Source organism: Blautia sp. AF14-40, assembly GCF_003479665.1.
Lineage (GTDB): Bacteria > Bacillota > Clostridia > Lachnospirales > Lachnospiraceae > Fusicatenibacter > Fusicatenibacter saccharivorans.
Genome location: NZ_QUHK01000008.1, coordinates 38476 through 60550 on the forward strand (window position 1 = coordinate 38476; position 22075 = coordinate 60550).

Below are 22075 nucleotides of genomic sequence, written 5' to 3' on the forward strand. Positions count from 1 at the left end.
AGTTGATCCAGTGACCGAGTGCTAATCACCCATCACCCGATCACTGACCAACTCCCAACTGTCCCTTTTCCGGATCAACAGCCCAGACACAAGCCGAATCATTCATAAAACACAAAATGAAGACCTTGTAATCATAAAAATGTGGTTATGAGGTCTTTTTTTACGTTAATATCAAATTATACATAGATAAAAAGGCTTAAATACTGGGTTTTTGGGATGTGCAATTTTGAGATTTTCCGATAAAATTCGAGTTTCATCTGCTTTCGTTTGTTCCTAATCATTTTCATTCGCCCTCTTCAAATATAGAGTCAATCTTTAAGTCGAAAAAGTCTGCACGAAAGTGCCGTATTCCAGAATTAAAATCGACTTCGATGTGACCTGCCTTATGGTAACCGCATTGCTCACCTTCTTCGGACTTGGAAGAATCGAAGGTCTTGGAATCGGAACGGTAGCAGCTGCTTTTACGATGGGAAAAGGTATTGTGCTGATGGGAAAACTGCTGGATAAAAAGTTTGCGTTTGTCTCCGTTTTATCACCGGAAAGACCGTAAAATGCAGGGCTGATATTTGATCGTAAAAAATTAGAAAAAAATGTAAAATCCTCTTGAAATCAAGGGGATTTTACTATATAATGAGCAGGACAAAAACAACTGCAGAGTAAGTTCATATGCGTAAAGTGCTCCCGGGATAGAGAGTAGCCAGGGAGACGAAAAGAGAAAATCTTGCGGTATATGAATTGCATCTCGCTGCAACAGAAGATAGAGACAAGAGATTATCTCCTATTGTAGTCAGATATCTGTAAAGGAGGTAATTTTTTATGCAGAAAAATGCAAATGAAACAGCAAAAGAAACAAAAAACATGTTTCTGCAGTCAGCAAAAGAGCTGAAAGCAGTCACAACCCTCGCAGCCTGTGCCATGTTCGCAGCGCTGGCGATGATTCTGAACCAGGTAGCATCGATTGATATCGGACCTTATGTCCGCATTGGATTTTCCGGAATCCCGAACCGCCTTGTCGATTACCTGTTCGGACCAGTGACAGGATGTCTTTTCTCCGGCATTCTTGATGTCGTAAAATATTTCCTGAAACCGAGCGGCCCGTTCTTCTTCGGATTCACCTTTAATGCGATGCTGGCATCTTTTATGTATGGATGCTTCTACTATCGCAAAAAACTGACCATCAAACGTGTGCTTGCAGCCAAGTTCATCGTTATGCTGACTGTCAACGTACTGCTGAACACCCTGTGGATCAGCATGCTGTATGGAAAAGGAATCATGGTGCTTCTTCCGGCACGTGCCTTAAAGAACCTGATTATGTGGCCGATCGATTCCATCATTTTCTATAGCCTGACGAAGTTGATCGAGCAGACCGGCGTCTTCCGCATGTTCCATGCAAGAACCGCTGCACAGGCACAGAGATAAAGAAAAATTCAGACACCATCAAAACGATACATTTACCAATCTGCAGAAAAGGTACTGTCCGCCAGAACAAAAAGGAAGCGGATGGGTTTTGTCGGAAAAGAAAAGCGAAAAAGAACTGCGGCAGGAACTTCCCCAAAAGGAAGCCTGCCGCAGTTCTTTTTGTATGAAAATCCCATCAGGCGGACAGCGATTTTACTGATATCCGTGATCTGACCAGTCATGGTTTTTGATCCGCTCGTAATCCTCCTCTGTAATCGGAAGAATCGTTCCATGCTTGTAGCCGTATGGGAACGAGAAGGAAGCATCAGAACGAACAAATTTTCCGGAAGCAAGGCTGTCTGCAACAAACGGCACATATCCCTGGCCGGCACCCGGAACGCCGTAGTAGTCAAGGAACAGACACCATCTGCTGTCATCAAGCTGTACTGCGGTCGGAGCCTCATAGAGACCGCTCTCTACATCTTTCATGCTCTCATCGAAGCTTTCCATCCGCACATACGGGCCGGCCGCATGGTCGGAGCGGAGCAGAATAATTTTCGCCGGATTGCTTTCACTCTTTACGAAAAGATAATAAACCCCATTCTCTTCATAGATCGCCGAATCAATCACGCCGCTGTCCTCTTTTTCGTACAGAACCTGCGGAGCTGAAAAATGAACAAAATCCTTCGTTGTGCTGTAATAGATTTTTTTGGGACCGTAATCGTTTGCTGCAGGGGAAGAAGACCAGTGCAGAACGTACTCACCGTTTTCTTTATCGTAAATCAGATCCGGTGCCCAGAGGCAGCCGAAGTCATCATCACCGATTTTTACAAGACGCTGGTCGCTCCAGTTTACGAGATCCTCTGATTCCCAGACGGAGAAATACTTGCTGCCGTTTCTGCCGATCTCATCCCAGGAATTGTGATACTGATTCCGCATACCGTAAGAAAGACTCAGGTCAGTGGCGAAAATATAATATTTCCCGGTTTCTATGCTGTGAGTGATAGTAAAGTCGCGTACACCCTTATCTCCATAATACGCCCAGAGAACAGGAGCGCCTTCGTTGACAGCTTCCCAGTGGAAACCATCGCGGCTGATGCCGAAATAAACCTGTTCGCCGTCCGGTGTTGTTTTTTCCCGAAAATGAACAAATAAATATGCCTGTGCCATAAAATAAAACTCCTTTATGCATATGTTTGGATGAAAAATTCAGATGTTCTGTTTTTCAGGCCATACCTTATACGGTTCCATTATTTTGTAAGACGGATCACATTCCAGCTGTGTTTTCCAAGAACGGTGTGCATTTTTCCATTCTCCAGTTTGGTGGCATCGGAATGGGTCGGAGTAACGTGGTTCGGATCTGCTTCGGTGTTGACCGCTTTCATATCGTCGTTTGTCAGCACGATGTGCTCAGCCAGACGGCATCCTTCGAACTGACGCAGATCGCAGGAAACCTCCATATCCTCATCCAGGCTCTTATTGACTGCAAAAATGGTCAGTGCATCGTTTTCCTCATCCCAGATGCAGACAGAATCGAGATACGGAGCTTCGCCGTACGTTTTGCTCTCGTAAACCGGTGTCAGAACCTGTGTATTTAAGACGGTTCCGCGGCCGTATACGCTTGCATGCATGTATGGATAGAAGATCGTCTGACGCCATGCACCGGTATCGGATGTCATGATCGGAGCGATAACGTTGACAAGCTGTGCGAGGCAGGCAATCTTGACACGGTCTGCGTGGCGCAGGAGTGTGATCAGCATGCTTCCGACGAGAAGTGCATCCTCAAAGTTGTAAACATCCTCAAGCTGATGCGGTGCGCGTACCCATTTCTCCAGCTTCTGATCCTGCTCATTGCTGTGATACCATACGTTCCACTCATCGAAGGAAAGGTTAATCTGCTTTTTGCCGTGTTTTTTCGCTTTGACTGCATCACAGATCGCAACTACACCGGAGATGAAATCATCCATGCCCTTGGAGCTTGCCAGGAAATCGACAGTATCATTTGCATAATTTCCGTAGTACTGGTGTAAAGAAAGGTAATCCACCTCATCATAGCATTCGTCCAGAACCGTATATTCCCAGGAACCGAAGGTTGGCATCGTAAGATTGGAGCTTCCGCAGGCAACAGTTTCGATCGTCGGATCCATGAATTTCATTAGACGGGAAGTCTCTGCTGCAATACGTCCGTACTCAGAAGCGGTCTTATGTCCCATCTGCCACGGTCCGTCCATCTCGTTGCCGAGGCACCAGAGTTTGATGTTGTGTGGATCTTTGTAACCGTGGGATTTTCTCAGATCACTGTAGTAGGTGCCGCCCTTGAAGTTGCAGTACTCCAGCACATTTTTTGCATCTTCCGGTCCGCGGGTTCCGAGATTGACGGCCATCATGATGTCACTGCCGGCTTTTTTCGACCAGTCCGCAAACTCATTCAGACCGAATTCGTTTGTCTCAATCACGCCCCAGGCAAGATCCGGTTTTGCAGGCCGTTTGTCTTTCGGACCTACGCTGTCTTCCCAGTGATAGCCCGAGACAAAGTTTCCGCCCGGGTAACGGACGATCGGTACCTGAAGCTCTTTGACAAGATCCAGGGTATCTTTTCGGAAGCCCTGCTCGTCGGAGAGAGCACTTCCTTCCTGATAGATGCCTTCGTAAACGGCGCGTCCCAGGTGCTCGATAAAGGAACCGAAGATTCGTTTGTCAACTTTTCCGGTAAGAAAATATTTGTCAATGATAATCTCTGCTTTTTTCATACTTAAAAATCCTCCTGTTAAAAGAAATGTTCGTTTTCAGACACGATCCAGAAAAACAAAGGATCACCGGCGTGTCTATGATTTTATTCCACCGTTTCGCTTTCGCTTTGGATAGTTTCAATTTTAGCAGGAAGATAGAAAAAAACCAGAGATTTTTGTCCGGCAAATTTGACTTTTTTTCCGGTTTTGCGGTAAAATAGGGAGAAGAAAAGAAAAGGGGAAACGAGAAGAATGGAATTTTCAGTTCATATTTGTGAATATAATAGATCCAACGCCGATTATGAGACGATATATCGGCCGGAGGGCAGCGGGGACTATCTGTTTCTGTTGTTTAAAACGCCGATGAAGGTGTATGACAGAACTGCGTTTTTCATTGCACAGGAAAATGCCTGCCTTTTTTACACGCCGGATCACGAGCAGCATTATCAGGCTGTTCAGAAGTTTCGCAACAGCTATGTCCATTTCTGGTGCGGTAAGAATCTGGGTGAAACGTATGGAATTCCGCAGAATGCTGTTTTTTATCCACAGAATACGGAAGCAATTGATGAGCTGATTCGCCTTTTGCAGAGGGAATATATTGTGAAAGATCCATACGCAGTGGAATATGAGGAAGCACTGGTTCGTCAGATGATGATTACGGCATCGCGCGGTATGCGGCTGTACCAGAAAGCGGCAGAGGAGCCGGCCGGACTGTATCAGGAATTCCAGGAGCTGCGCCTTAAGATGTTGAGCCATTATGAGAAAGGCTGGACGACAGAAAAGCTTTGCCAGATGGCCAATATGGAAAAAAGCCAGTTTTATTCTTATTATAAACAGTTTTTCAGCAGCACCCCGCACAGCGATCTGATTGAAGTACGGCTCGACAAGGCGAAAAATCTTTTGACAAATCAGGCACTTTCCATCGGACAGACCGCGGAAATCTGCGGTTTTTCCAATCTGTCTCATTTCAGCCGCTATTTCAAACGCCACTGCGGATGTTCTCCGCGGGAATGGCAGCAGCAAGGCGGAAAAAGCATAAAATATAAAGTGAAGTTGCAGGAAGATGAGAAATGCTATAGCTTTTCCCAATAGCTTATGATAAAATATTCAGAAGATGTTGGAGTCAAAAGGTACTTTGGCCATGATATCTTCAGAAAAAGTAAGAAAAAGGGAGAGCAGTATGAAAAAGAGAGAGTCATTTAACAGTCGGTGGGGATTTATCCTGGCCTGCATCGGCTCTGCAGTTGGAATGGGCAACATCTGGATGTTCCCTACCCGGGTTTCCTTGTACGGAGGAGGTTCCTTTCTGATTCCGTATTTCCTGTTCGTTGCACTGATCGGCTTTACCGGTGTGAGCGGGGAGATGAGTTTTGGCCGTGCCACAAGATCCGGTCCGGTTGATGCGTTCGGTTTTGCATGTGAAACGAAAGGAAAACGAAAAGCCGGAGAGGCGCTTGGTCTGATTCCGGTGCTGGGTTCCCTGGCAATGGCGATCGGTTATACGGTTGTCATGGGGTGGATTTTCAGGTACATGATCGGAACCTTTACCGGAAAGACACTGTCAGCTGTGAGCGTAGAGGATTTTGCCGGAGCGTTTGAATCCATGGCATCTGCGTTTGGAAACAATTTCTGGCAGATCGTAGCTCTTGTGGTTGCGATGGTCATTCTGGCATTTGGTGTTGGTAAGGGAATTGAGAAGGTCAATAAGGTGCTGATGCCTGTTTTCTTTCTCCTGTTTGTTGCACTTGGTATCTATGTTGCCTTTCAGCCCGGTGCAGCGGATGGATACCGTTATATTTTCCGTGTGGAACCAAAAGCACTTGCAGATCCGAAGACCTGGATTTTTGCACTTGGTCAGGCATTCTTTTCCCTGTCTGTAGCCGGAAACGGAACACTGATCTATGGTTCCTATTTGTCAGATGGAGAAAATATTCCGGCCGCCGCCGGAAGAGTAGCATTTTTTGATACGCTCGCTGCTATGCTTGCTGCGCTGGTTATTATCCCGGCGATGGCAACTACGGGAGCACAGTTAAATACAGGAGGACCTGGACTTCTGTTCATTTTCCTTCCGAATTTGATAAAGTCTATGCCGGGTGGCGCGCTGATCGCAATCGTTTTCTTTGTCGCTGTCTTTTTTGCCGGCCTTACCTCTCTGATTAACCTGTACGAAGCACCGATTGCAACGGTACAGGAAAAATTTCATCTCGGAAGAGTAGCAGCCTGCGGTGTGATCGGGGTTATCGGTGTGGTCGTATCTCTTCTGATCCAGGGCATTGTATCCCAGTGGATGGATGTTCTGTCGATCTACATCTGCCCGCTCGGCGCCGGCCTTGCCGGAGTCATGTTCTTCTGGATCTGCGGAAAGAAGTATGTGCAGTCCCAGGTAGACAAGGGAAGAAGCAGCAAATTCACGGATCTGTATTATCCGATCTGCAAATATATCTACGTGCCGATCTGTGTGCTGGTTCTGATTCTCGGAATCGTGCTGGGCGGAATCGGCTGAAACGATGTTGATAGAAAACGCGCCTGTCGTGCGGAAAAAAAATCCGGCGGCAGGTGCGTTTTTTGATAAAATTTTTCAAATATATAAATCCGATTGAAATACTCGGAAAAAAGATCTACAATCGGAGGCGAAAACAGAGATTTTAACCTCGAAGCAAAATAAGGAGGATATCAATATGGGAAAAAATCTTTTAACAGTGAAAGATTTAACGGTAAATGTAGAAGAAAAAGAGATCCTGCACGGCGTCAATCTTACGATTGGAAAAGGGGAGACGCATGTGCTGCTTGGACCGAATGGTACCGGAAAGTCGACGCTTGGCAATACGCTGCTCGGCAATCCGAAATATAACGTGACACGCGGCGAAATCTGGTTCCAGGGAAAGAACATCACAGAAGAGCCGGTCAATGAACGCGCCAAAATGGGACTGTTTCTCTCGTTTCAGAATCCGCTTGAGGTGCCTGGCGTAACCTTAAGCTCTTTTATCCGCAGCGCCGTCGAGTTAAAGACCGGCAAACGGATGCGTCTGTTTGAGTTCCGGAAAGAACTGGAAAAAGCAATGGAAGTTCTGCAGATGGATCCGTCGTATGCAGACCGTGATCTGAATGTCGGATTTTCCGGCGGTGAGAAAAAGAAAGCCGAGATCTTGCAGCTTCTGATGCTCGAGCCGTCCCTTACCATTCTCGATGAGACCGACTCCGGCCTGGATGTCGATGCGGTCCGCACCGTTTCTGCCGGAATTGAGGCATACCGCAGAAAATGCGGAGGAAGTCTTCTGATCATCACGCACAGCACGAAGATTCTGGAATCACTGATGGTGGATCAGACCCACATCATGGTGGAAGGTGAAATCGTCAAAACCGGCGATGCATCTCTTGTAGAGGAGATCAACCGGGACGGATTTGGAAAATACGAAAAGTCACTGGCGTAAAACCGAAGGTACAGAAAGGATGAAAACGCTGTGAGAGAAAAAAGTTATGTAGAGGATATTGACCGAAGCATCTATGATTTCAAAGACGATGAAAAGGATGCCTATAAAGTAAAAGCCGGCCTGACGCCGGAAATTGTACAGAAAATTTCGGATGAGAAGAAAGACCCTGCCTGGATGCAGCTGTTCCGTCTGCGTTCTTTACAGATCTACAACCAGATGCCGATTCCGGATTGGGGTCCGTCGATTGAGGGTCTGAACATGGATGACATCGTAACGTATGTCCGCCCGAATACGAAAATGAAAGCAAAGTGGTCCGATGTGCCGGATGACATCAAAAATACGTTTGAGCGTCTTGGCATCCCGCAGGCAGAGCGGAAATCACTCGCCGGCGTGGGCGCACAGTATGATTCGGAGCTGGTCTATCACAACGTCCGCGCGGAAGTTGCGGCGCAGGGTGTTGTCTATACCGATATGGAGAGTGCGCTGCATGGTGAGTACGCGGATATGGTGCGGAAACACTTTATGAAACTGGTGAAACCGACCGACCACAAATTTGCCGCACTGCACGGAGCCGTCTGGTCCGGCGGTTCGTTTGTCTATGTGCCGAAGGGGGTTTCCGTGGAAATCCCGCTGCAGTCGTATTTCCGCCTGAATGCGCCGGGCGCAGGCCAGTTCGAGCATACGCTGATTATTGTCGATGAGGACGCGGACCTTCACTTTATCGAGGGCTGTTCCGCACCGAAATACAATGTGGCCAACCTCCATGCCGGATGTGTGGAGCTGTTTGTCGGAAAGAATGCAAGACTCCGTTATTCTACGATTGAAAACTGGTCGAAGAATATGTACAACCTGAACACGAAGCGCGCGCAGGTCGAGGAGGGCGGAAAAATCGAGTGGGTTTCCGGTTCATTCGGCTCCCACGTTTCCTACCTGTACCCGATGAGCGTGCTGAAAGGAAGAGGCGCAAAGATGGAATTTACCGGCATCACGTTTGCCGGTAAGGGCCAGAATCTCGATACCGGAGCGAAGGTTGTCCACAGCGCGCCGGATACGAGTTCCTATATTAACACGAAATCGATCTCGAAGGACGGCGGCATCAGCACCTTCCGTTCGTCAGTCTCTGTAACAAAAGCGGCAAAGAACACGAAATCAGCCGTTTCCTGCCAGTCTCTGATGCTCGATGATATCTCCCGGTCGGACACGATTCCGGCGATGGATATCCGTACAAAAGATGCGAACATCGGCCATGAAGCACAGATCGGAAGCATCAGCGATGAAGCCGTCTTTTATCTGATGTCGCGCGGCATGACGGAAGAGGATGCGAGAGCGTGCATCGTCAGCGGATTCGCGGATGATGTTTCAAAAGAACTGCCGCTGGAGTACGCGGTGGAGATGAACAATCTGATCCGCCTCGAGATGAAGGGCAGCATTGGATAAGGAGGCCAGACACATGGAAGAACAGAACAGCATGAAAATCAACCAGCTTCCATCGAAAACATGGTACTGGCTGGGATTAAATGATACAAAAGTAAAATGGGCGGCGGGTGCGCCGTGTGAAATCTGCGCGGAAGAGCCGTCTGCGGATGATGAGATAACGGGTTTTCCGGAAGCTATGAATACCGGGGCAGGAAAAGAGACGGATGTCCTTTTTGCACCGGAGCAGACGAAAAACTGGAATGTCTCTGCAAAGGAGGGGCAGACGAAACAGGTCACGCTTTCCATCGGACAGGGAAAAGAGACGGTTTCATCCGGAAAGATCCGCGCGGTGGCAGAAGAGGGAGCTTCCCTTACCGTTTTCGAGGTATTTGAACCGGCACAGGCAGCGGGACAGCTCGCGGTGCGGACAGAACTTTACGCGAAAAAAGACAGCCGCATCCGGCTCGTGCAGGTGATGATGCGCGGTGAGGGACAGGAGCTTTTAAATGATGTCGGATGCATCTGCGAGGAAAATGGTGCACTGGATCTTTTACAGGTCGTTGTCGGAAAAGGCGATGTCTATGACGGTATCTGGACCGAACTGCAGAAGGATCACGCATCACTGCAGGCAGAAATCGGCTATCTTCTGCAGAATCAGCAGAAATTTGATGTCAATCTGAATGTGCGCCACTTCGGAAAAGTAACCGAGAGCACGATCCAGGCAGACGGAACGCTGATGGATGCGGCGGAAAAGATCTTCCGCGGCACAATCGACTTTGTGCGCGGTTCGGCAGATTCCGTCGGAGCAGAGACAGAACAGGTATTGCTGCTCGGCGATGATGTAGTCAACAAGACGATTCCTGTGATCCTCTGTGCAGAGGAAAACGTACAGGGAAGCCACGGCGCGGCAATCGGAGAACTCGATGAAGAGACACTGTTTTACTTCGGTGCGCGCGGCATGGACCGTACACAGGCAGAAAATACGATGGCGCGGGCGAAACTGGAAGCAAAAATCCAGAAGATCGGCGATGCGGACATCGAACAGAAAGTAAAAACACAGCTTGCGGAGGTGCTTGACCGTGACAACAGATAACATCAGAAAAAATTTCCCGCTTCTGCAGCAAATGGACACGATCTATCTGGACAACGCGGCGACGGCACAGCGCCCGTCATGCGTTCTTGTTGCAGTACAGGAATTTTACGAACAGAAAAATGCAAATCCTCTGCGAGGATTCTATCCTTTAAGCCTGGAGGCGACGGAGAGCTATCAGGAGGCAAGAAAGACCGTACAGGAGTTTATTCATGCAGAAGAGCCGGAGGAGATTATTTTTACCCGGAATACAACGGAAAGCCTGAACCTTGTGGCATACAGCTATGGCCTGAACTTTTTAAAGGAAGGCGACGAGATCGCTGTAACAATCATGGAGCATCACAGCAATCTGCTTCCGTGGCAGATGGTGTCGCGTATGACTGGGGCAAAGCTCCATTATCTGGAATGTACCAGTGAGGGCGAGCTGACCGATGAGGAGCTCCAAAAGGGCATTAATGAGAGAACACGTCTTGTGGCTGTTGCGCAGGTATCGAATGTGCTCGGCTGCGTGAATCCGATCCAGAAAATCACGGAGATGGCGCACCGCGTGGGAGCCGTTGTCGTTGTGGACGGCGCCCAGAGCGTTCCGCATATGCCGGTCGACGTACAGGCGCTGGATGCAGATTTTCTCGCCTTTTCCGGCCATAAGCTGATGGGCCCGATGGGAATCGGCTGTCTGTATGGAAAACGGGAACTGCTGGAAAAAATGCCGCCGTTTTTAACCGGAGGCGAGATGATCGATTCCGTTTACCGCGACGGAGCCGTTTTTGCACCGGTTCCGCAGAAATTTGAGGCGGGAACGGTAAATGCAGCCGGTGCGGTGGGGCTGGCCGCAGCGATCCGGTATCTGCAGGAAAAAGGATTTGATTATATCCAGAAAAAAGAGCTGGAACTGACGCAACGTGCTATGGAAGGACTCGGCGCGCTGCCGTACGTTCATATCCTCGGTTCCAAAGATCCGGCCAACCACACGGGCATCGTTTCGTTTACGATTGACGGCGTGCATCCGCACGATGTGAGCGAAATTCTTTCTTCTGACGGCATCGATGTGCGGGCAGGCCACCACTGTGCACAGCCGCTTCTGGAATATCTTGGCGTCCGAAGTTCGACAAGAGCCAGCATGATGTTTTATAATACACCGGAAGAGATTGATGCACTGATCGAAAGTGTATCCACAATCAGAAGGAGAATGGGCTATGGAGAGTAGAGGATTTTATAACGAAATTTTGACGGAGCACAATCTGCGTCCGGAATTCAAGCATGATCTGCCGGATGCGGACATCGTACTCGAGGGCGTCAACCCAAGCTGCGGCGATGATATCTGGCTGAAATTAAAAGTCGACGGCGATGTGATCACGGACGGTGCGTTCGTGGGCGACGGCTGTGCGATTTCGCAGGCATCGGCGGACATTATGCTCGGCATGATCATCGGAAAGACGAAGGACGAGGCACTGCGCCTGGGAAATCTGTTTCTGCGCATGATCAAAGGAGAAGCATCCGACGAGGAGATTGACGAACTCGAGGAGGCTGGTGCACTGAAGGACATCTCCCACATGCCGGCAAGAGTGAAATGTGCAGTGCTTGGATGGCATACGCTGGAAGAGGCATTTAAACAGGAAAAATAAGAACAGAAAAACTTTTTGCATTTCTGAGAAAAAGTATCACTTTACCCACTTGCAATTTTTAAAAAATTAGTTATAATGAATTATAGTTAGTAAAGGCTAACCAAAGTGAATCAATCATTGTTATCTCCCGTCTGCGGATCCTGGACACTTCGCAGGCGGGAAACTCCAGAAACAAACGAGAAAGGAGCACACGAAAAGTGAAGAGCCTGAAAATTGAGGAAGTAAAAGGAAGAGAAATTCTGGATTCCAGAGGAAACCCAACCGTAGAAGCTGAGGTTGTTCTTGCAGGAGGCGTTGTAGGACGCGGCATGGCACCAAGCGGCGCATCTACCGGTGAGTTTGAGGCACTGGAATTACGAGATGGAGATAAAGCAAGATACCTTGGAAAAGGTGTGCAGAAAGCAGTAGAAAACATCAACACCGTCATCAACGATACCTTAAAAGGTATGGATGCATCCGATACCTACGCTGTAGATAAAGCTATGATCGATGCGGACGGAACAAAGGATAAATCCCGCCTGGGTGCAAACGCCATTCTGGCTGTATCCATTGCCTGCGCAAGAGCAGCAGCAAACGCACTTGAGATTCCGCTGTACCGCTTCTTCGGCGGCGTTTCCGGAAATCGTCTGCCGGTTCCGATGATGAACATCATCAACGGCGGATGCCACGCACTTTCTTCCGGCCTGGATGTACAGGAGTTCATGATCATGCCGGTTGGAGCATCTTCTTTCAAAGAGTGCTTAAGATGGTGCGCTGAGGTCTTCCATGCACTGGCTGCCATCTTAAAAGAGCGCGGACTGGCAACATCGGTTGGAGATGAAGGCGGTTTTGCACCGGCTCTGAAATCCGATGAAGAAGCCATCGAGACCATTCTTGAGGCAGTGAAAAAAGCAGGCTACGAGCCAGGCAGAGACTTCAAGATCGCGATGGATGCTGCTTCCTCCGAGTGGAAGACAGGAACCAAGGGTGAATACAAACTGCCGAAAGCCGGCACTGTATTTACTTCCAAAGAGCTGATCGCTCACTGGAAAGCACTGGTAGAGAAATATCCGATCATCTCCATCGAGGATGCTCTGGATGAAGAAGACTGGGAAGGCTGGAAAGAGCTGACCGCAGAGCTTGGCGGAAAAGTACAGCTTGTCGGTGACGACCTGTTTGTAACCAATACTGAGCGTCTGGCAAAAGGTATCTCCCTTGGCTGCGGAAATTCCATCCTGATCAAACTGAACCAGATCGGTTCTGTATCTGAGACCCTTGAGGCAATCAAAATGGCTCACAAAGCAGGCTACACCGCAATTTCCTCCCACCGTTCCGGTGAGACCGAGGATACCACCATCGCAGACCTGGCTGTTGCCCTGAACACCTGCCAGATCAAGACCGGTGCACCGAGCCGTACCGAGCGTGTTGCAAAATACAACCAGCTTCTCCGAATCGAAGAAGAACTTGGAACGGCCGCTGTATACCCTGGTGCAAGAGCATTTAATGTGACACAGGACTAAGCAGTAAATAACATAATACCATAAAAAAAGACAAGATCCTTCCTCTTAAAACCAACCATAAATAAGTGTCCCCGGGGCCGTTGAAAAACGTGTTTCCCGGGGATTCTTGCATGCGGGGGAGGGGTATATGAAAAAACACTTGACTTGAAGCGGACTTGAAGTGTTATCCTATCTAGGAAAATGTAAAAATAAGGGGGATATATCGAAATGAGCGAAAGATTATGGAATATTCTTCTGGATTCTTTCTGGAAAATCTTTCTGCCGGGCCTTAAGGTGACGATTCCGCTTACTGTAATCTCGTTTTCCATTGCACTTGTAATTGCGACGGCAATGGCTATGGTACAGTTTGCAAACATCAAAGGCCTTCGTCAGATTGCACGTTTCTATATCTGGATTTTCCGCGGAACCCCGCTTCTGGTCCAGCTTTTCGTTGTGTTTTACGGACTTCCGCGCGCCGGTATTCTGATCGATCCGTTTCCGGCGGCAGTTCTCGTCTTTTCCCTGAATGAGGGCGCCTACAGTGCCGAGACGATGCGTGCGGCCCTGGAAGCCGTTCCGGCAGGCCAGCTCGAAGCCGGCTACTGTGTCGGCATGTCGTATCTGCAGATCATGCGGAGAATTATCCTTCCGCAGGCGATGCGCACCGCTTTCCCGCCGCTTTCCAACTCTCTGATCGCCATGGTAAAGGATACTTCCCTTGCCGCAAATATCACCGTAACGGAGATGTTTATGGTAACGCAGCGGATTGTAGCGCGCACCCATGAGCCGCTGGCACTGTATATTGAAGTAGGACTGATCTACCTGCTGTTCTCCACTGTGCTCACGAAGCTGCAGGGAATCGGAGAGAAGAAACTGAGTACATATCAGAAAAAAGGGGAATAAGCCATGCTGGAAATTAAAGGATTAAAGAAAGCGTTCGGCAGCCTGGAAGTATTAAAAGGTGTAGATTTAAAAGTAAAACAGGGCGATGTTGTTGCAATCCTCGGTCCGAGTGGTTCGGGAAAAACGACGATGCTGCGCTGTGTCAACTTTCTGGAGCATGCGGACGGCGGCAGCCTGATCTTTGACGGGAAAGAATATCCGTTCCACAACATCAGCAAAAAAGATATCGCGGCGATCCGTCAGAAAACCGCATTTGTATTTCAGAACTATAACCTGTTCCTGAACAAAACAGCCCTTCATAACGTAACCGAGGGCCTGATCATCGGCAGAAAAATGCCAAAAACCAGGGCGGAGGAAAAAGCGCGTGCAGCGCTTGAAAAAGTAGGCATGCTGGACCGTGCGGACTACTATCCGCATCAGCTTTCCGGCGGACAGCAGCAGAGGGTGGCAATCGCCCGTGCACTGGCAACCGATCCGGAAATTATCTATTTTGATGAGCCGACCTCAGCACTCGACCCGGAGCTGACCGGCGAGGTGCTTGGTGTTATGCGCCAGCTTGCCAAAGAGGGAATGACGATGCTCGTTGTCACGCATGAGATGGGCTTTGCAAGAAACGTTTCGAACAAAGTTGTCTTTATGGAAAACGGCGTTGTCGTTGAGGAAGGTCCGTCGAAGGAATTTTTCGCAAATCCGCGGGAAGAGCGGACGAGAACATTTTTGCAGAATATTGAACAGCATTACGAGTAAGGTATCCCGCAAAGCGGCAAATCCTGTCCGGAGCACGGAATCCGGACAGTTTGCAATAAAGAAAACAGAAGAAGCAAAGGCAGCTTCTTCCAGAACAAAACAAAAAAGGAGTGGCGAATATTATGAAAAAGAAAATGGCAGCAGTATTTCTGGCAGGTATCCTGACATCATCCTTTTTACTGACCGGATGCGGAAACAGCACGGCAGATAACAGCAGTGCTTCTTCCTCTTCATCAGCATCTTCTGCAAGTGCGTCTGGGGATCTTTTAGAGCAGATCCAGAGCAAGGGTGAGATCGTTGTGGCAATGGAAGGAACCTGGGCACCGTGGACGTATCACGATGAGGACGACAACCTGGTCGGCTATGACGTAGAAGTGGCACAGCAGATCGCAGAGAAACTCGGCGTGAAAGCAACCTTTGTAGAGGGTGAGTGGGACGGCCTTCTTGCAGGAATCGATTCCGGCCGGTACGATATCATGGTAAACGGCGTAGATATCACAGAGGAGCGCGCTGAGAAATACAGCTTTTCCGATCCATACGCATACAACCGCACCGCTGTTATCGTAAACTCTGCTAACGATGAAATCCAGTCCATGGAGGATCTCGACGGAAAGAGCACCGCGAACACCATTTCCAGTACGTATGCAGAAGTTGCCGAGAAATATGGCGCAGCCGTTACCGGTGTTGACGATCTGGAGCAGACTTTCGAGCTTCTCTTAAGCGGCCGTATCGATGCAACTCTGAACGCAGAGGTAACGTATTACGATTATATGAAAGCACACCCGGATGCAGAGATCAAAATTGCATGTCTCGATCCGGAATCCACAAAAGTCGGTATTCCGATGAAAAAAGGCGATGAGACCAAGACGCTGCTTGAGGCAGTCAACAAAGCACTTGGCGAGCTCGCAGAAGACGGAACACTGACAGAGCTTTCGGAAAAATATTTTGGAACGGATATCTCCAAAGAAGCAGCAGAATAAGATACAAAATAAAGAAGGTTACAGATCATGATTGCAAATTACCATACCCATACATGGCGGTGCCGCCATGCGGACGGAACGGAGCGGGAGTATGTGGAGCGCGCGATTGAGGGCGGCCTTAAAATTCTCGGTTTTTCCGACCATTCGCCTTATCCGTTCCCGGACGGCTACGATTCCGGCATGCGGATGCGGCTCGATCAGGTGGAAGGCTATGTAGATACCGTGCTGGCATTGAAAAAAGAGTATGACAAGGATATTGAAATCCATCTCGGACTCGAAACAGAGTATTTCCCGAGATTCTGGGATCAGCTGATTGATTTTTTGTCGGACTATCCGTTTGAGTACTTTGTGCTTGGCCAGCACAGCCTGGGAAATGAGATCGAAAAGATTCTCTACAGCGGCCATGGAACAACAGACGGAAACTACCTGAAACAGTATGTGGACCAGTGCCTGGCAGGCATCGATACCGGAAAATACCTGTATCTGGCACACCCGGATCTCTTTTTATTCAACGGCGACGAAGCAGTGTTCGACCGGGAATACCGGAGACTCTGCCGTGAGGTGAAAAAGAGAAACATTCCGCTGGAGATCAATTTCCTTGGTCTGATGGAAGAAAGATGGTATCCGAACGAGAAGTTCTGGAAGATCGCCGGCGAAGAAGGAAACACCGCCGTTTTCGGCTGTGATGCCCATACGTCGAAAGCCGTCTGGAATCCGGAGACGGAACAGAAGGCACTGCAGCTGGCAGCAAAATACGGTCTGAAAGTACAGGAAACCGTTCCGATGCCGAAGACATTTTAACAGAAGCAGAAAAAGCTGTTCTTTTCTGGTGAGAGTTTTGAAAACTCCGCGGAAAAGAACAGCTTTTTTGATATGAGATTTTTTATGCTTTTTTTGTGTGCATCAGCCGTACCGCCTCTTCCCGCTGTTTCAGAATCTTCTGAATCGAAGTCCAGTAAACAATCATTGAGACAACCGGCCCGATCAGGTCGGAAATAGGTTCCACGTAGAAGATGTTTTCCAGTGCAAAGAACCGCGGCAGAAGAAACAGAGCGGTAAAGTAGACGAATTTCCGGAAGAAGGAGAGTGCAAACGAATAGCGCACGCAGCCCATTGCAGTAAAGCCGTCTACAATCTCGTACTGAATGCCGAGCGGAATGACTGAGAGTGTCGAAATATGGATCGCGCGGACCACCATCGAGACGATCTGCGGATCGGAAGTAAAAAGCTGCGCAAACAGTGTTCCGGCGGCATTGGAGACGAGGAACATCAAGGTCGTAAATCCGGCACAGAGTGCGATGATGGTTTTCTGTGCCTCAAGAATACGCCTGGAATTTCCAGCTCCATAATTGTATGCGAGGATTGACTGCGTTCCGCCGCTGATTCCGCCGAGCGGTATCGTAATAATCAGCATAAAGCTCTGAACGATCGTTGCACAGGTGATGAAGCTGTCTCCCTGTCCGGCGGGTGCATATTGCTGCAGGACGGCGTTCATCGCAATGATCATCACATTGTCGATGGCAATGATTAGAAACGGAGTAAAACCGACTGTCAGAATGCGTTTCATGATCGCAAATGAATACCCGCCGAAGGTGATGCGGATCGGAATCGTCTTTCCGAACAGAATATGCAGCACATACAGACAGCTTGCGATCTGGGAGAGCACGGTTGCAATTGCTGCGCCGCGCACGCCGAGATGCAGAACGAAGATAAACACAGGGTCCAGCAGCAGATTCAGGACGGCGCCTAGCAGAACAGATTTCATTCCCTCACTGGCAAAGCCCTGGCAGATCACAAACTGGTTCAGGCCGGTCGATAAAAGCGCAAACACAGAGCCGGAAACGTAGATCATAAAATAGGCTCTGGCGTAAGGATACGTAACGGTGCTGGCTCCGAATGCCATCAGCATCGGGCGGGTTAAAAAAAGCGCCGCGGCTGTCAGAACGAGGGATAGGGAAACAAGCATCAGAAACGCATTAGCCAGGATGCGGGATGCCTCTTTTTCATTTTTCTCTCCGAGCCGGATGCCGAGCAGCGGTGCGCCGCCGACCCCGATGAGGGAGGAGAACGCGCCGATCATGGTGAGAATGGGACCGCAGACGCCGACACCCGCGAGCGCCAGATCACCGACAGAGGCAATGTGGCCGATGTACATACGGTCTACAATGCTGTACAGAACACTCACGAACTGTGCCAGCATGCTCGGAAAAGCAATACGGGGAACCAGTTTTCCGATCGGGTCGGTTCCGAGATGGTTTACAGTTTTCATAGAAAAATACCTTGTCGTTTTTTTGGTTTGGGAACAGACAGCAAAAAACATGCCCGAAACAAAATCCGGAAGACTTTGTTTCGGACATGCCGCTTTTGGTCTGTTCTGATAGATCAGCTGACAGAAAAATTATTCAGCAAGAGTGGTCAGATCTACTTTGAAATCGTCAGATCCCTGTCCGTCTACGGTGTAGTAAGCGGCTCTCTGCTCTGCGTTCAGGTAGATTTTGATCTCGCCTTTTAATCCGTTTGCTTTTACTTCTTTTTTGATGACTGCTTCGAGGTCTTTCATAGATACTTTTGTCTCGAAGATCTCAAGAACGGTATCAGATACTTTTGTCATTTTACGTGGGGTTTTGGTTGCTTCTGCCATGGTTTCCGTGGTCTCCTTTTTTACTGTTTTTTTAATGGTTTCTTTTTTGGTTGCTTTTTTCGGCTCTTTTGCAGCTTCTGCTTTTCCTTCTGCTGCTTCTGTATGTAAGGTTTTTTCAGTCGTTGGTTTTACTTCTTTTGCCGGTGCCGCTGTCTTTACAACGGTTTCCGCTGTTTTTGCAGCTTCTGCAGCCTGCTGTTTCGCTTTGGCCATTTTTTTCATGGTTCTTTTATTCATTTTATTCACTCCTCTATGCGATATCTCTAATAAATTACCATGTTTTTTGCGTTCTGTCAAATTTAAATTCGAGAAAACAGCGGCTTTAGGATTGTACACGGCGGAGCACAGAAAAGATTTTTTCAGAATCCCAGATCTGCGGAACAGGGTAGGTGGGATTTGCTTCTTTTAAAGCACGGCGTGCTATTTCTGTGTAATCATTCGGCGAAAGGTGTGGCAGAGTGGATGGAATGTCAAACGAATCGCGCATAGCCTCGATAGCTGCAATCATCCGCTCAGCCTTTTCAGAAACGGTATCTCCGCCGAGAGAAAGCGCATCGGCGAGAACGGCAAGTTTAGGCGCAATGCAGGAACCGTATTCGCGCAGAACAGCAGGCAGCAGAACCGCGTTGGCTCTTCCGTGCGGAATGTGGTACAGTGCACCGACGGCGTGGGCAATGGCATGGACGTAGCCGACAAAGTTGTTGGTAAAAGCGAAACCGGCCAGATACGATGCATAAAGCATTTCCTGCCGTGCGGCAAGACGGGAGCCGTCACGCCAGGCTTCGGGCAGGGCATGGAAATTTTCGCAGACTGCCTCGATGGATGCATTCTGCACGCTGCGGGAGGCGAAGAGGTTCAGAAAAGCTTCCATGGCATGGGTCAGGGCATCCATACCGGTATCTGCGGTCATAGAGGACGGGAGGCTGATCGTAAGACGCGGATCGAGAACTGCCGTATCCGGGATCAGACAGAGGTCATTGACGGCGTATTTGTATGGTTTCCCGTCGATACAGTCTGTGATGACAGCTGCCGCCGTTGCCTCCGAACCGGTTCCGGCTGTCGTCGGCACGGCAAACAGCGGCGGAAGTTTCCGACGGACTTTCAGGAGGCCCCGCATCGCAGGAACCGTCTTTTTCGGACAGCAGACGCGGGCACCGATCAGCTTTGCTGCATCGAGAACGGATCCGCCGCCGATGGCGAGGATAGCCTGCGCCTGAATCTGCTGATAAAGACGGAAACCCTGTTCCACGCTCTCAATCTGCGGATCCGGGGCGATTTCGGAGAAAATGGTGACGGAAATGTTTTCTTTTTTACAGCCATCCAGCAGAGACGTCAGTGTTCCGCGGCGGACAAAGCCGGGGGTAGTCACCAGGAGAATCCGGGAGATCCGGCGTTTCCGGAATAACGCGGGGAGCAGCAGAACGGCATCCGGTGCTGCAAGGAGTGTCTGTTTCTTATGCTCTGTCAGATGAAGAACGCGGCTCAACACCCACTGCCGGGTGCGGAACCAGAAAATGGAATGCATCAATCAAGTACCTCCATAAAAAAATCGTGAGAATCGTATATCTCTTATTGTAACAGTGCACGGCAGGTTTTTCAATTCGTATAGGAATTTTGAATCTTCCGTGAAAAGAATTGACAGTGTAAAAAATGCGTGTTATAGTACAAATAGAACAGATAAAGAGAGCCAGGAATTGTTCACCTGGGAAATCAGGAAAAGGCTTGACTGGAGGTGCCTGATGATGGAAACAAAAAGAGATTATTATGAAGTATTAGGCGTCAGCCGGAATGCAGACGAGAAAGAAATCAAGCGTGCATACCGGAAACTGGCGAAAAAATATCATCCCGATACGAATGCGGGAAACCCGGATGCGGAAAAGAAATTTAAGGAAGTGACAGAAGCGTATTCTGTCTTAAGCGATCCGGAAAAGAAGAAAATGTACGATCAGTTCGGATTCGCGGCGTTCGACCAGGGAGCCAGCGCGTACAGCCAGCAGGGCGGTGGAAATCCGTACGGCAGTGCGTATGGAAACCCGTTCGGCGGAAGCGGAAACAACGGCGGCTATCACGAATTTCACTTTGAAGGAAACGCGGACGATATGTTCGGCGATTTCTTTGATCAGATGTTTCATGGCAAAAGCCGTGGATTCGGAAGCGAGCGGTATACGCGTTCGGGAAGCAGCAGACATCCGTTTGAGGATGCATTTTCCGGCCGCGGTACGGCAGAGGATCTCGATCTGCACGCTGAGGTTTCGATCCGCCTGGAGGAAGCGGCATCGGGCTGTGAAAAACAGATTACCCTGCGGAACCCGGATGGAACGACCAATACGCTGCTGGTTAAAATCCCGGCCGGTATCGAGAACGGAAAGAGCATCCGTCTGCGCGGCAAAGGCCATACAGGATCAAACGGCCGCCGCGGCGATCTGCTTTTGAAGGTCAATGTAGAAGAAAAGAAAGGTTTTGAACGGCGCGGAATGGACATCTACACGACGATTCAGATTCCATACACAACGGCAGTCTTTGGCGGCGAAGCGCGTGTCTCGACACTGTACGGAGATGTGGTCTGCAAAATCAAGGAAGGAACACAGTCCGGCAGTAAGCTCCGTCTGCGCGGCAAGGGCATGGTATCGATGAAAGATGCGAACGTGCACGGTGATCATTATGCGACGATTGAGATTGCTGTACCGCGCAGTCTGAACCGCACAGCACGCCAGAAACTGATGGAATATAAGGAAGCGTGCTGAAAATGTGAAGAAACTGTGAAATCGGAAAATCCGGGTTGACAAATTGTGTTCGTGGTATTATATTACAACTAGAACAAAGAAAAGGAATCAACAAGAAACCAATTCTTCCTTGCATGTTCCCAAACATCCTGTTCCAAGAAACTTATTCATAGCCACAAGGCAAAGCAAACTTAACACCCTTCACAAGATAAGAAGCCTGCTAAGAATCAGATTTTTGGAGGAAAAGGTAAATGAATACTTTAAAAGCTGAAAAGAGAAGTTTGGATGTAAAAGCAAAAAGACTCAGAAGAGAAGGATACGTTGTCGGCAATGTATTCGGCAGAGAGATGAAAGAATCCATTCCAGTTAAGATGGTAAAAAGAGATGTCGAGAAACTGCTGAAGACAGACCACAAAGGCAGCCAGATTATGCTGGATGTCGACGGAACCGCATACGATGTCCTGATCAAAAATGTTGATTATAACCCGGTAGCCGGACAGATCGATTCGATCGAGTTCCAGGCACTGGTCAGCAACGAGAAAGTTCATTCCGTTGCAGAGATTGTCCTTGTAAACCATGAAAAGATCGCAGAAGGCGTTCTGCAGGAGGATCTGAACGAGGTTGCCTACATGGCATACCCGGCATCCCTGGTCGATCAGGTAATGGTCGATGTCGGAGAGATGAAGATCGGTGATGTCATCCGCGTCAAAGATCTGTCCCTGGCCGCTGACCCGGATATCACCATAAAGACCAATCCGGAATCCATTGTCGTAAGTCTGATGGCTTCCCACAACGTAGAAGCACCGGCAGAAGATACCGAAGCAGCAGAAGAGAAATAAACAGAATAAGCACATACAAAGAAATCCGAAGGCGTCAAAAACCTTCGGATTTTTTGCGTAAAAAATATGGTTTGA

General features: G+C 48.9%; 21 protein-coding genes and 1 riboswitch. Of the genes, 16 read left to right on the forward strand and 5 right to left on the reverse strand.

Features of this window, described 5'->3' with window-relative positions:
- The first annotated feature begins 340 nt into the window (after positions 1-340).
- On the forward strand, positions 341-550 hold the full coding sequence (locus tag DWW13_RS07950; RefSeq protein ID WP_117761479.1) for a DUF6198 family protein: 210 nt from the start codon (positions 341-343) through the stop codon (positions 548-550).
- A 100-nt stretch (positions 551-650) separates the two neighbouring features.
- A riboswitch (THF riboswitch) is annotated at positions 651-750 on the forward strand.
- A 66-nt stretch (positions 751-816) separates the two neighbouring features.
- Complete coding sequence (locus DWW13_RS07955) at positions 817-1419, forward strand: folate family ECF transporter S component (RefSeq protein ID WP_022461732.1); 603 nt, start codon at positions 817-819, stop codon at positions 1417-1419.
- Positions 1420-1611: 192 nt separating this feature from the next.
- Here DWW13_RS07955 and DWW13_RS07965 read toward each other — a convergent pair whose 3' ends face one another.
- Both DWW13_RS07965 and arfA read right to left on the reverse strand, forming a co-directional pair.
- Complete coding sequence (locus tag DWW13_RS07965) at positions 1612-2568, reverse strand: glycoside hydrolase family 43 protein (protein WP_117761480.1); 957 nt, start codon at positions 2566-2568, stop codon at positions 1612-1614.
- An 80-nt stretch (positions 2569-2648) separates the two neighbouring features.
- Positions 2649-4148: an arabinosylfuranosidase ArfA gene (gene arfA, locus DWW13_RS07970; RefSeq protein WP_117761481.1), complete on the reverse strand. Its 1500-nt coding sequence runs from the start codon at positions 4146-4148 to the stop codon at positions 2649-2651.
- A gap of 231 nt (positions 4149-4379) precedes the next feature.
- Here arfA and DWW13_RS07975 point away from each other — a divergent pair, with 231 nt between their 5' ends.
- From DWW13_RS07975 to DWW13_RS08030, 12 genes are all read left to right on the forward strand, one after another.
- The gene (locus DWW13_RS07975) at positions 4380-5219 is read left to right on the forward strand and encodes a helix-turn-helix domain-containing protein (RefSeq protein ID WP_117761482.1); all 840 of its coding nucleotides are present in this window, start codon (positions 4380-4382) and stop codon (positions 5217-5219) included.
- Positions 5220-5307: 88 nt separating this feature from the next.
- Positions 5308-6630, forward strand: a complete 1323-nt coding sequence (locus tag DWW13_RS07980) for a sodium-dependent transporter (RefSeq protein WP_055217929.1) — start codon at positions 5308-5310, stop codon at positions 6628-6630.
- A gap of 175 nt (positions 6631-6805) precedes the next feature.
- Positions 6806-7558: a Fe-S cluster assembly ATPase SufC gene (sufC, locus tag DWW13_RS07985; RefSeq protein WP_055217927.1), complete on the forward strand. Its 753-nt coding sequence runs from the start codon at positions 6806-6808 to the stop codon at positions 7556-7558.
- A 30-nt stretch (positions 7559-7588) separates the two neighbouring features.
- Complete coding sequence (sufB, locus tag DWW13_RS07990) at positions 7589-8995, forward strand: Fe-S cluster assembly protein SufB (protein ID WP_117761483.1); 1407 nt, start codon at positions 7589-7591, stop codon at positions 8993-8995.
- A 13-nt stretch (positions 8996-9008) separates the two neighbouring features.
- Entirely contained in the window at positions 9009-10067 is a 1059-nt protein-coding gene (locus DWW13_RS07995; protein ID WP_117761484.1) for a SufB/SufD family protein, read from the forward strand.
- Positions 10054-11271, forward strand: coding sequence for an aminotransferase class V-fold PLP-dependent enzyme (locus DWW13_RS08000; RefSeq protein WP_117761485.1), 1218 nt, complete (start codon positions 10054-10056; stop codon positions 11269-11271). Before DWW13_RS07995 ends, DWW13_RS08000 begins: the two co-directional genes overlap by 14 nt.
- Positions 11261-11689, forward strand: a complete 429-nt coding sequence (gene sufU / locus DWW13_RS08005) for a Fe-S cluster assembly sulfur transfer protein SufU (RefSeq protein WP_055217922.1) — start codon at positions 11261-11263, stop codon at positions 11687-11689. The genes DWW13_RS08000 and sufU overlap by 11 nt, the downstream gene beginning before the upstream one ends.
- Positions 11690-11886: 197 nt before the next feature.
- The gene (gene eno, locus DWW13_RS08010; RefSeq protein WP_055217920.1) at positions 11887-13188 is read left to right on the forward strand and encodes a phosphopyruvate hydratase; all 1302 of its coding nucleotides are present in this window, start codon (positions 11887-11889) and stop codon (positions 13186-13188) included.
- Between the two features lie 207 nt (positions 13189-13395).
- Complete coding sequence (locus tag DWW13_RS08015; RefSeq protein WP_022462789.1) at positions 13396-14070, forward strand: amino acid ABC transporter permease; 675 nt, start codon at positions 13396-13398, stop codon at positions 14068-14070.
- Between the two features lie 3 nt (positions 14071-14073).
- Complete coding sequence (locus tag DWW13_RS08020) at positions 14074-14817, forward strand: amino acid ABC transporter ATP-binding protein (protein WP_055267879.1); 744 nt, start codon at positions 14074-14076, stop codon at positions 14815-14817.
- 122 nt (positions 14818-14939) lie between these two features.
- A complete protein-coding gene (locus DWW13_RS08025; protein ID WP_117804988.1) occupies positions 14940-15797 on the forward strand; it encodes a transporter substrate-binding domain-containing protein in 858 nt (285 codons plus the stop codon).
- A gap of 27 nt (positions 15798-15824) precedes the next feature.
- Positions 15825-16598 (forward strand): histidinol-phosphatase, encoded by a 774-nt coding sequence (locus DWW13_RS08030; protein WP_118719795.1) that lies wholly within the window; start codon positions 15825-15827, stop codon positions 16596-16598.
- An 82-nt stretch (positions 16599-16680) separates the two neighbouring features.
- Here the strand turns inward: DWW13_RS08030 and DWW13_RS08035 are convergent, their stop codons facing one another.
- From DWW13_RS08035 to DWW13_RS08045, 3 genes are all read right to left on the reverse strand, one after another.
- The gene (locus DWW13_RS08035) at positions 16681-18066 is read right to left on the reverse strand and encodes an MATE family efflux transporter (protein ID WP_117761486.1); all 1386 of its coding nucleotides are present in this window, start codon (positions 18064-18066) and stop codon (positions 16681-16683) included.
- Between the two features lie 129 nt (positions 18067-18195).
- Positions 18196-18675, reverse strand: a complete 480-nt coding sequence (locus DWW13_RS08040; protein WP_118719797.1) for a DUF6465 family protein — start codon at positions 18673-18675, stop codon at positions 18196-18198.
- 85 nt (positions 18676-18760) lie between these two features.
- Entirely contained in the window at positions 18761-19963 is a 1203-nt protein-coding gene (locus DWW13_RS08045) for an iron-containing alcohol dehydrogenase (RefSeq protein ID WP_118719799.1), read from the reverse strand.
- 217 nt (positions 19964-20180) lie between these two features.
- Here DWW13_RS08045 and DWW13_RS08050 point away from each other — a divergent pair, with 217 nt between their 5' ends.
- Positions 20181-21182, forward strand: coding sequence for a DnaJ C-terminal domain-containing protein (locus tag DWW13_RS08050; protein WP_117509153.1), 1002 nt, complete (start codon positions 20181-20183; stop codon positions 21180-21182).
- A 230-nt stretch (positions 21183-21412) separates the two neighbouring features.
- Positions 21413-22000, forward strand: a complete 588-nt coding sequence (locus DWW13_RS08055) for a 50S ribosomal protein L25 (RefSeq protein WP_117508954.1) — start codon at positions 21413-21415, stop codon at positions 21998-22000.
- Positions 22001-22075: the final 75 nt, after the last annotated feature.

Bases quoted from the DNA above. Each gene is read 5' to 3' on its own strand.
- arfA (WP_117761481.1), bottom strand. From the start codon at position 4,148: ATGAAAAAAGCAGAGATTATCATTGACAAATATTTTCTTACCGGAAAA.
- DWW13_RS07965 (WP_117761480.1), bottom strand. From the start codon at position 2,568: ATGGCACAGGCATATTTATTTGTTCATTTTCGGGAAAAAACAACACCG.
- DWW13_RS08045 (WP_118719799.1), bottom strand. From the start codon at position 19,963: ATGCATTCCATTTTCTGGTTCCGCACCCGGCAGTGGGTGTTGAGCCGC.
- DWW13_RS08055 (WP_117508954.1), top strand. From the start codon at position 21,413: ATGAATACTTTAAAAGCTGAAAAGAGAAGTTTGGATGTAAAAGCAAAA.
- DWW13_RS07995 (WP_117761484.1), top strand. From the start codon at position 9,009: ATGGAAGAACAGAACAGCATGAAAATCAACCAGCTTCCATCGAAAACA.
- DWW13_RS08050 (WP_117509153.1), top strand. From the start codon at position 20,181: ATGGAAACAAAAAGAGATTATTATGAAGTATTAGGCGTCAGCCGGAAT.
- DWW13_RS08030 (WP_118719795.1), top strand. From the start codon at position 15,825: ATGATTGCAAATTACCATACCCATACATGGCGGTGCCGCCATGCGGAC.
- DWW13_RS07955 (WP_022461732.1), top strand. From the start codon at position 817: ATGCAGAAAAATGCAAATGAAACAGCAAAAGAAACAAAAAACATGTTT.
- DWW13_RS08040 (WP_118719797.1), bottom strand. From the start codon at position 18,675: ATGAATAAAAGAACCATGAAAAAAATGGCCAAAGCGAAACAGCAGGCT.
- DWW13_RS08020 (WP_055267879.1), top strand. From the start codon at position 14,074: ATGCTGGAAATTAAAGGATTAAAGAAAGCGTTCGGCAGCCTGGAAGTA.
- DWW13_RS08025 (WP_117804988.1), top strand. From the start codon at position 14,940: ATGAAAAAGAAAATGGCAGCAGTATTTCTGGCAGGTATCCTGACATCA.
- DWW13_RS08035 (WP_117761486.1), bottom strand. From the start codon at position 18,066: ATGAAAACTGTAAACCATCTCGGAACCGACCCGATCGGAAAACTGGTT.
- DWW13_RS08015 (WP_022462789.1), top strand. From the start codon at position 13,396: ATGAGCGAAAGATTATGGAATATTCTTCTGGATTCTTTCTGGAAAATC.
- sufC (WP_055217927.1), top strand. From the start codon at position 6,806: ATGGGAAAAAATCTTTTAACAGTGAAAGATTTAACGGTAAATGTAGAA.
- DWW13_RS07975 (WP_117761482.1), top strand. From the start codon at position 4,380: ATGGAATTTTCAGTTCATATTTGTGAATATAATAGATCCAACGCCGAT.
- sufU (WP_055217922.1), top strand. From the start codon at position 11,261: ATGGAGAGTAGAGGATTTTATAACGAAATTTTGACGGAGCACAATCTG.
- DWW13_RS07980 (WP_055217929.1), top strand. From the start codon at position 5,308: ATGAAAAAGAGAGAGTCATTTAACAGTCGGTGGGGATTTATCCTGGCC.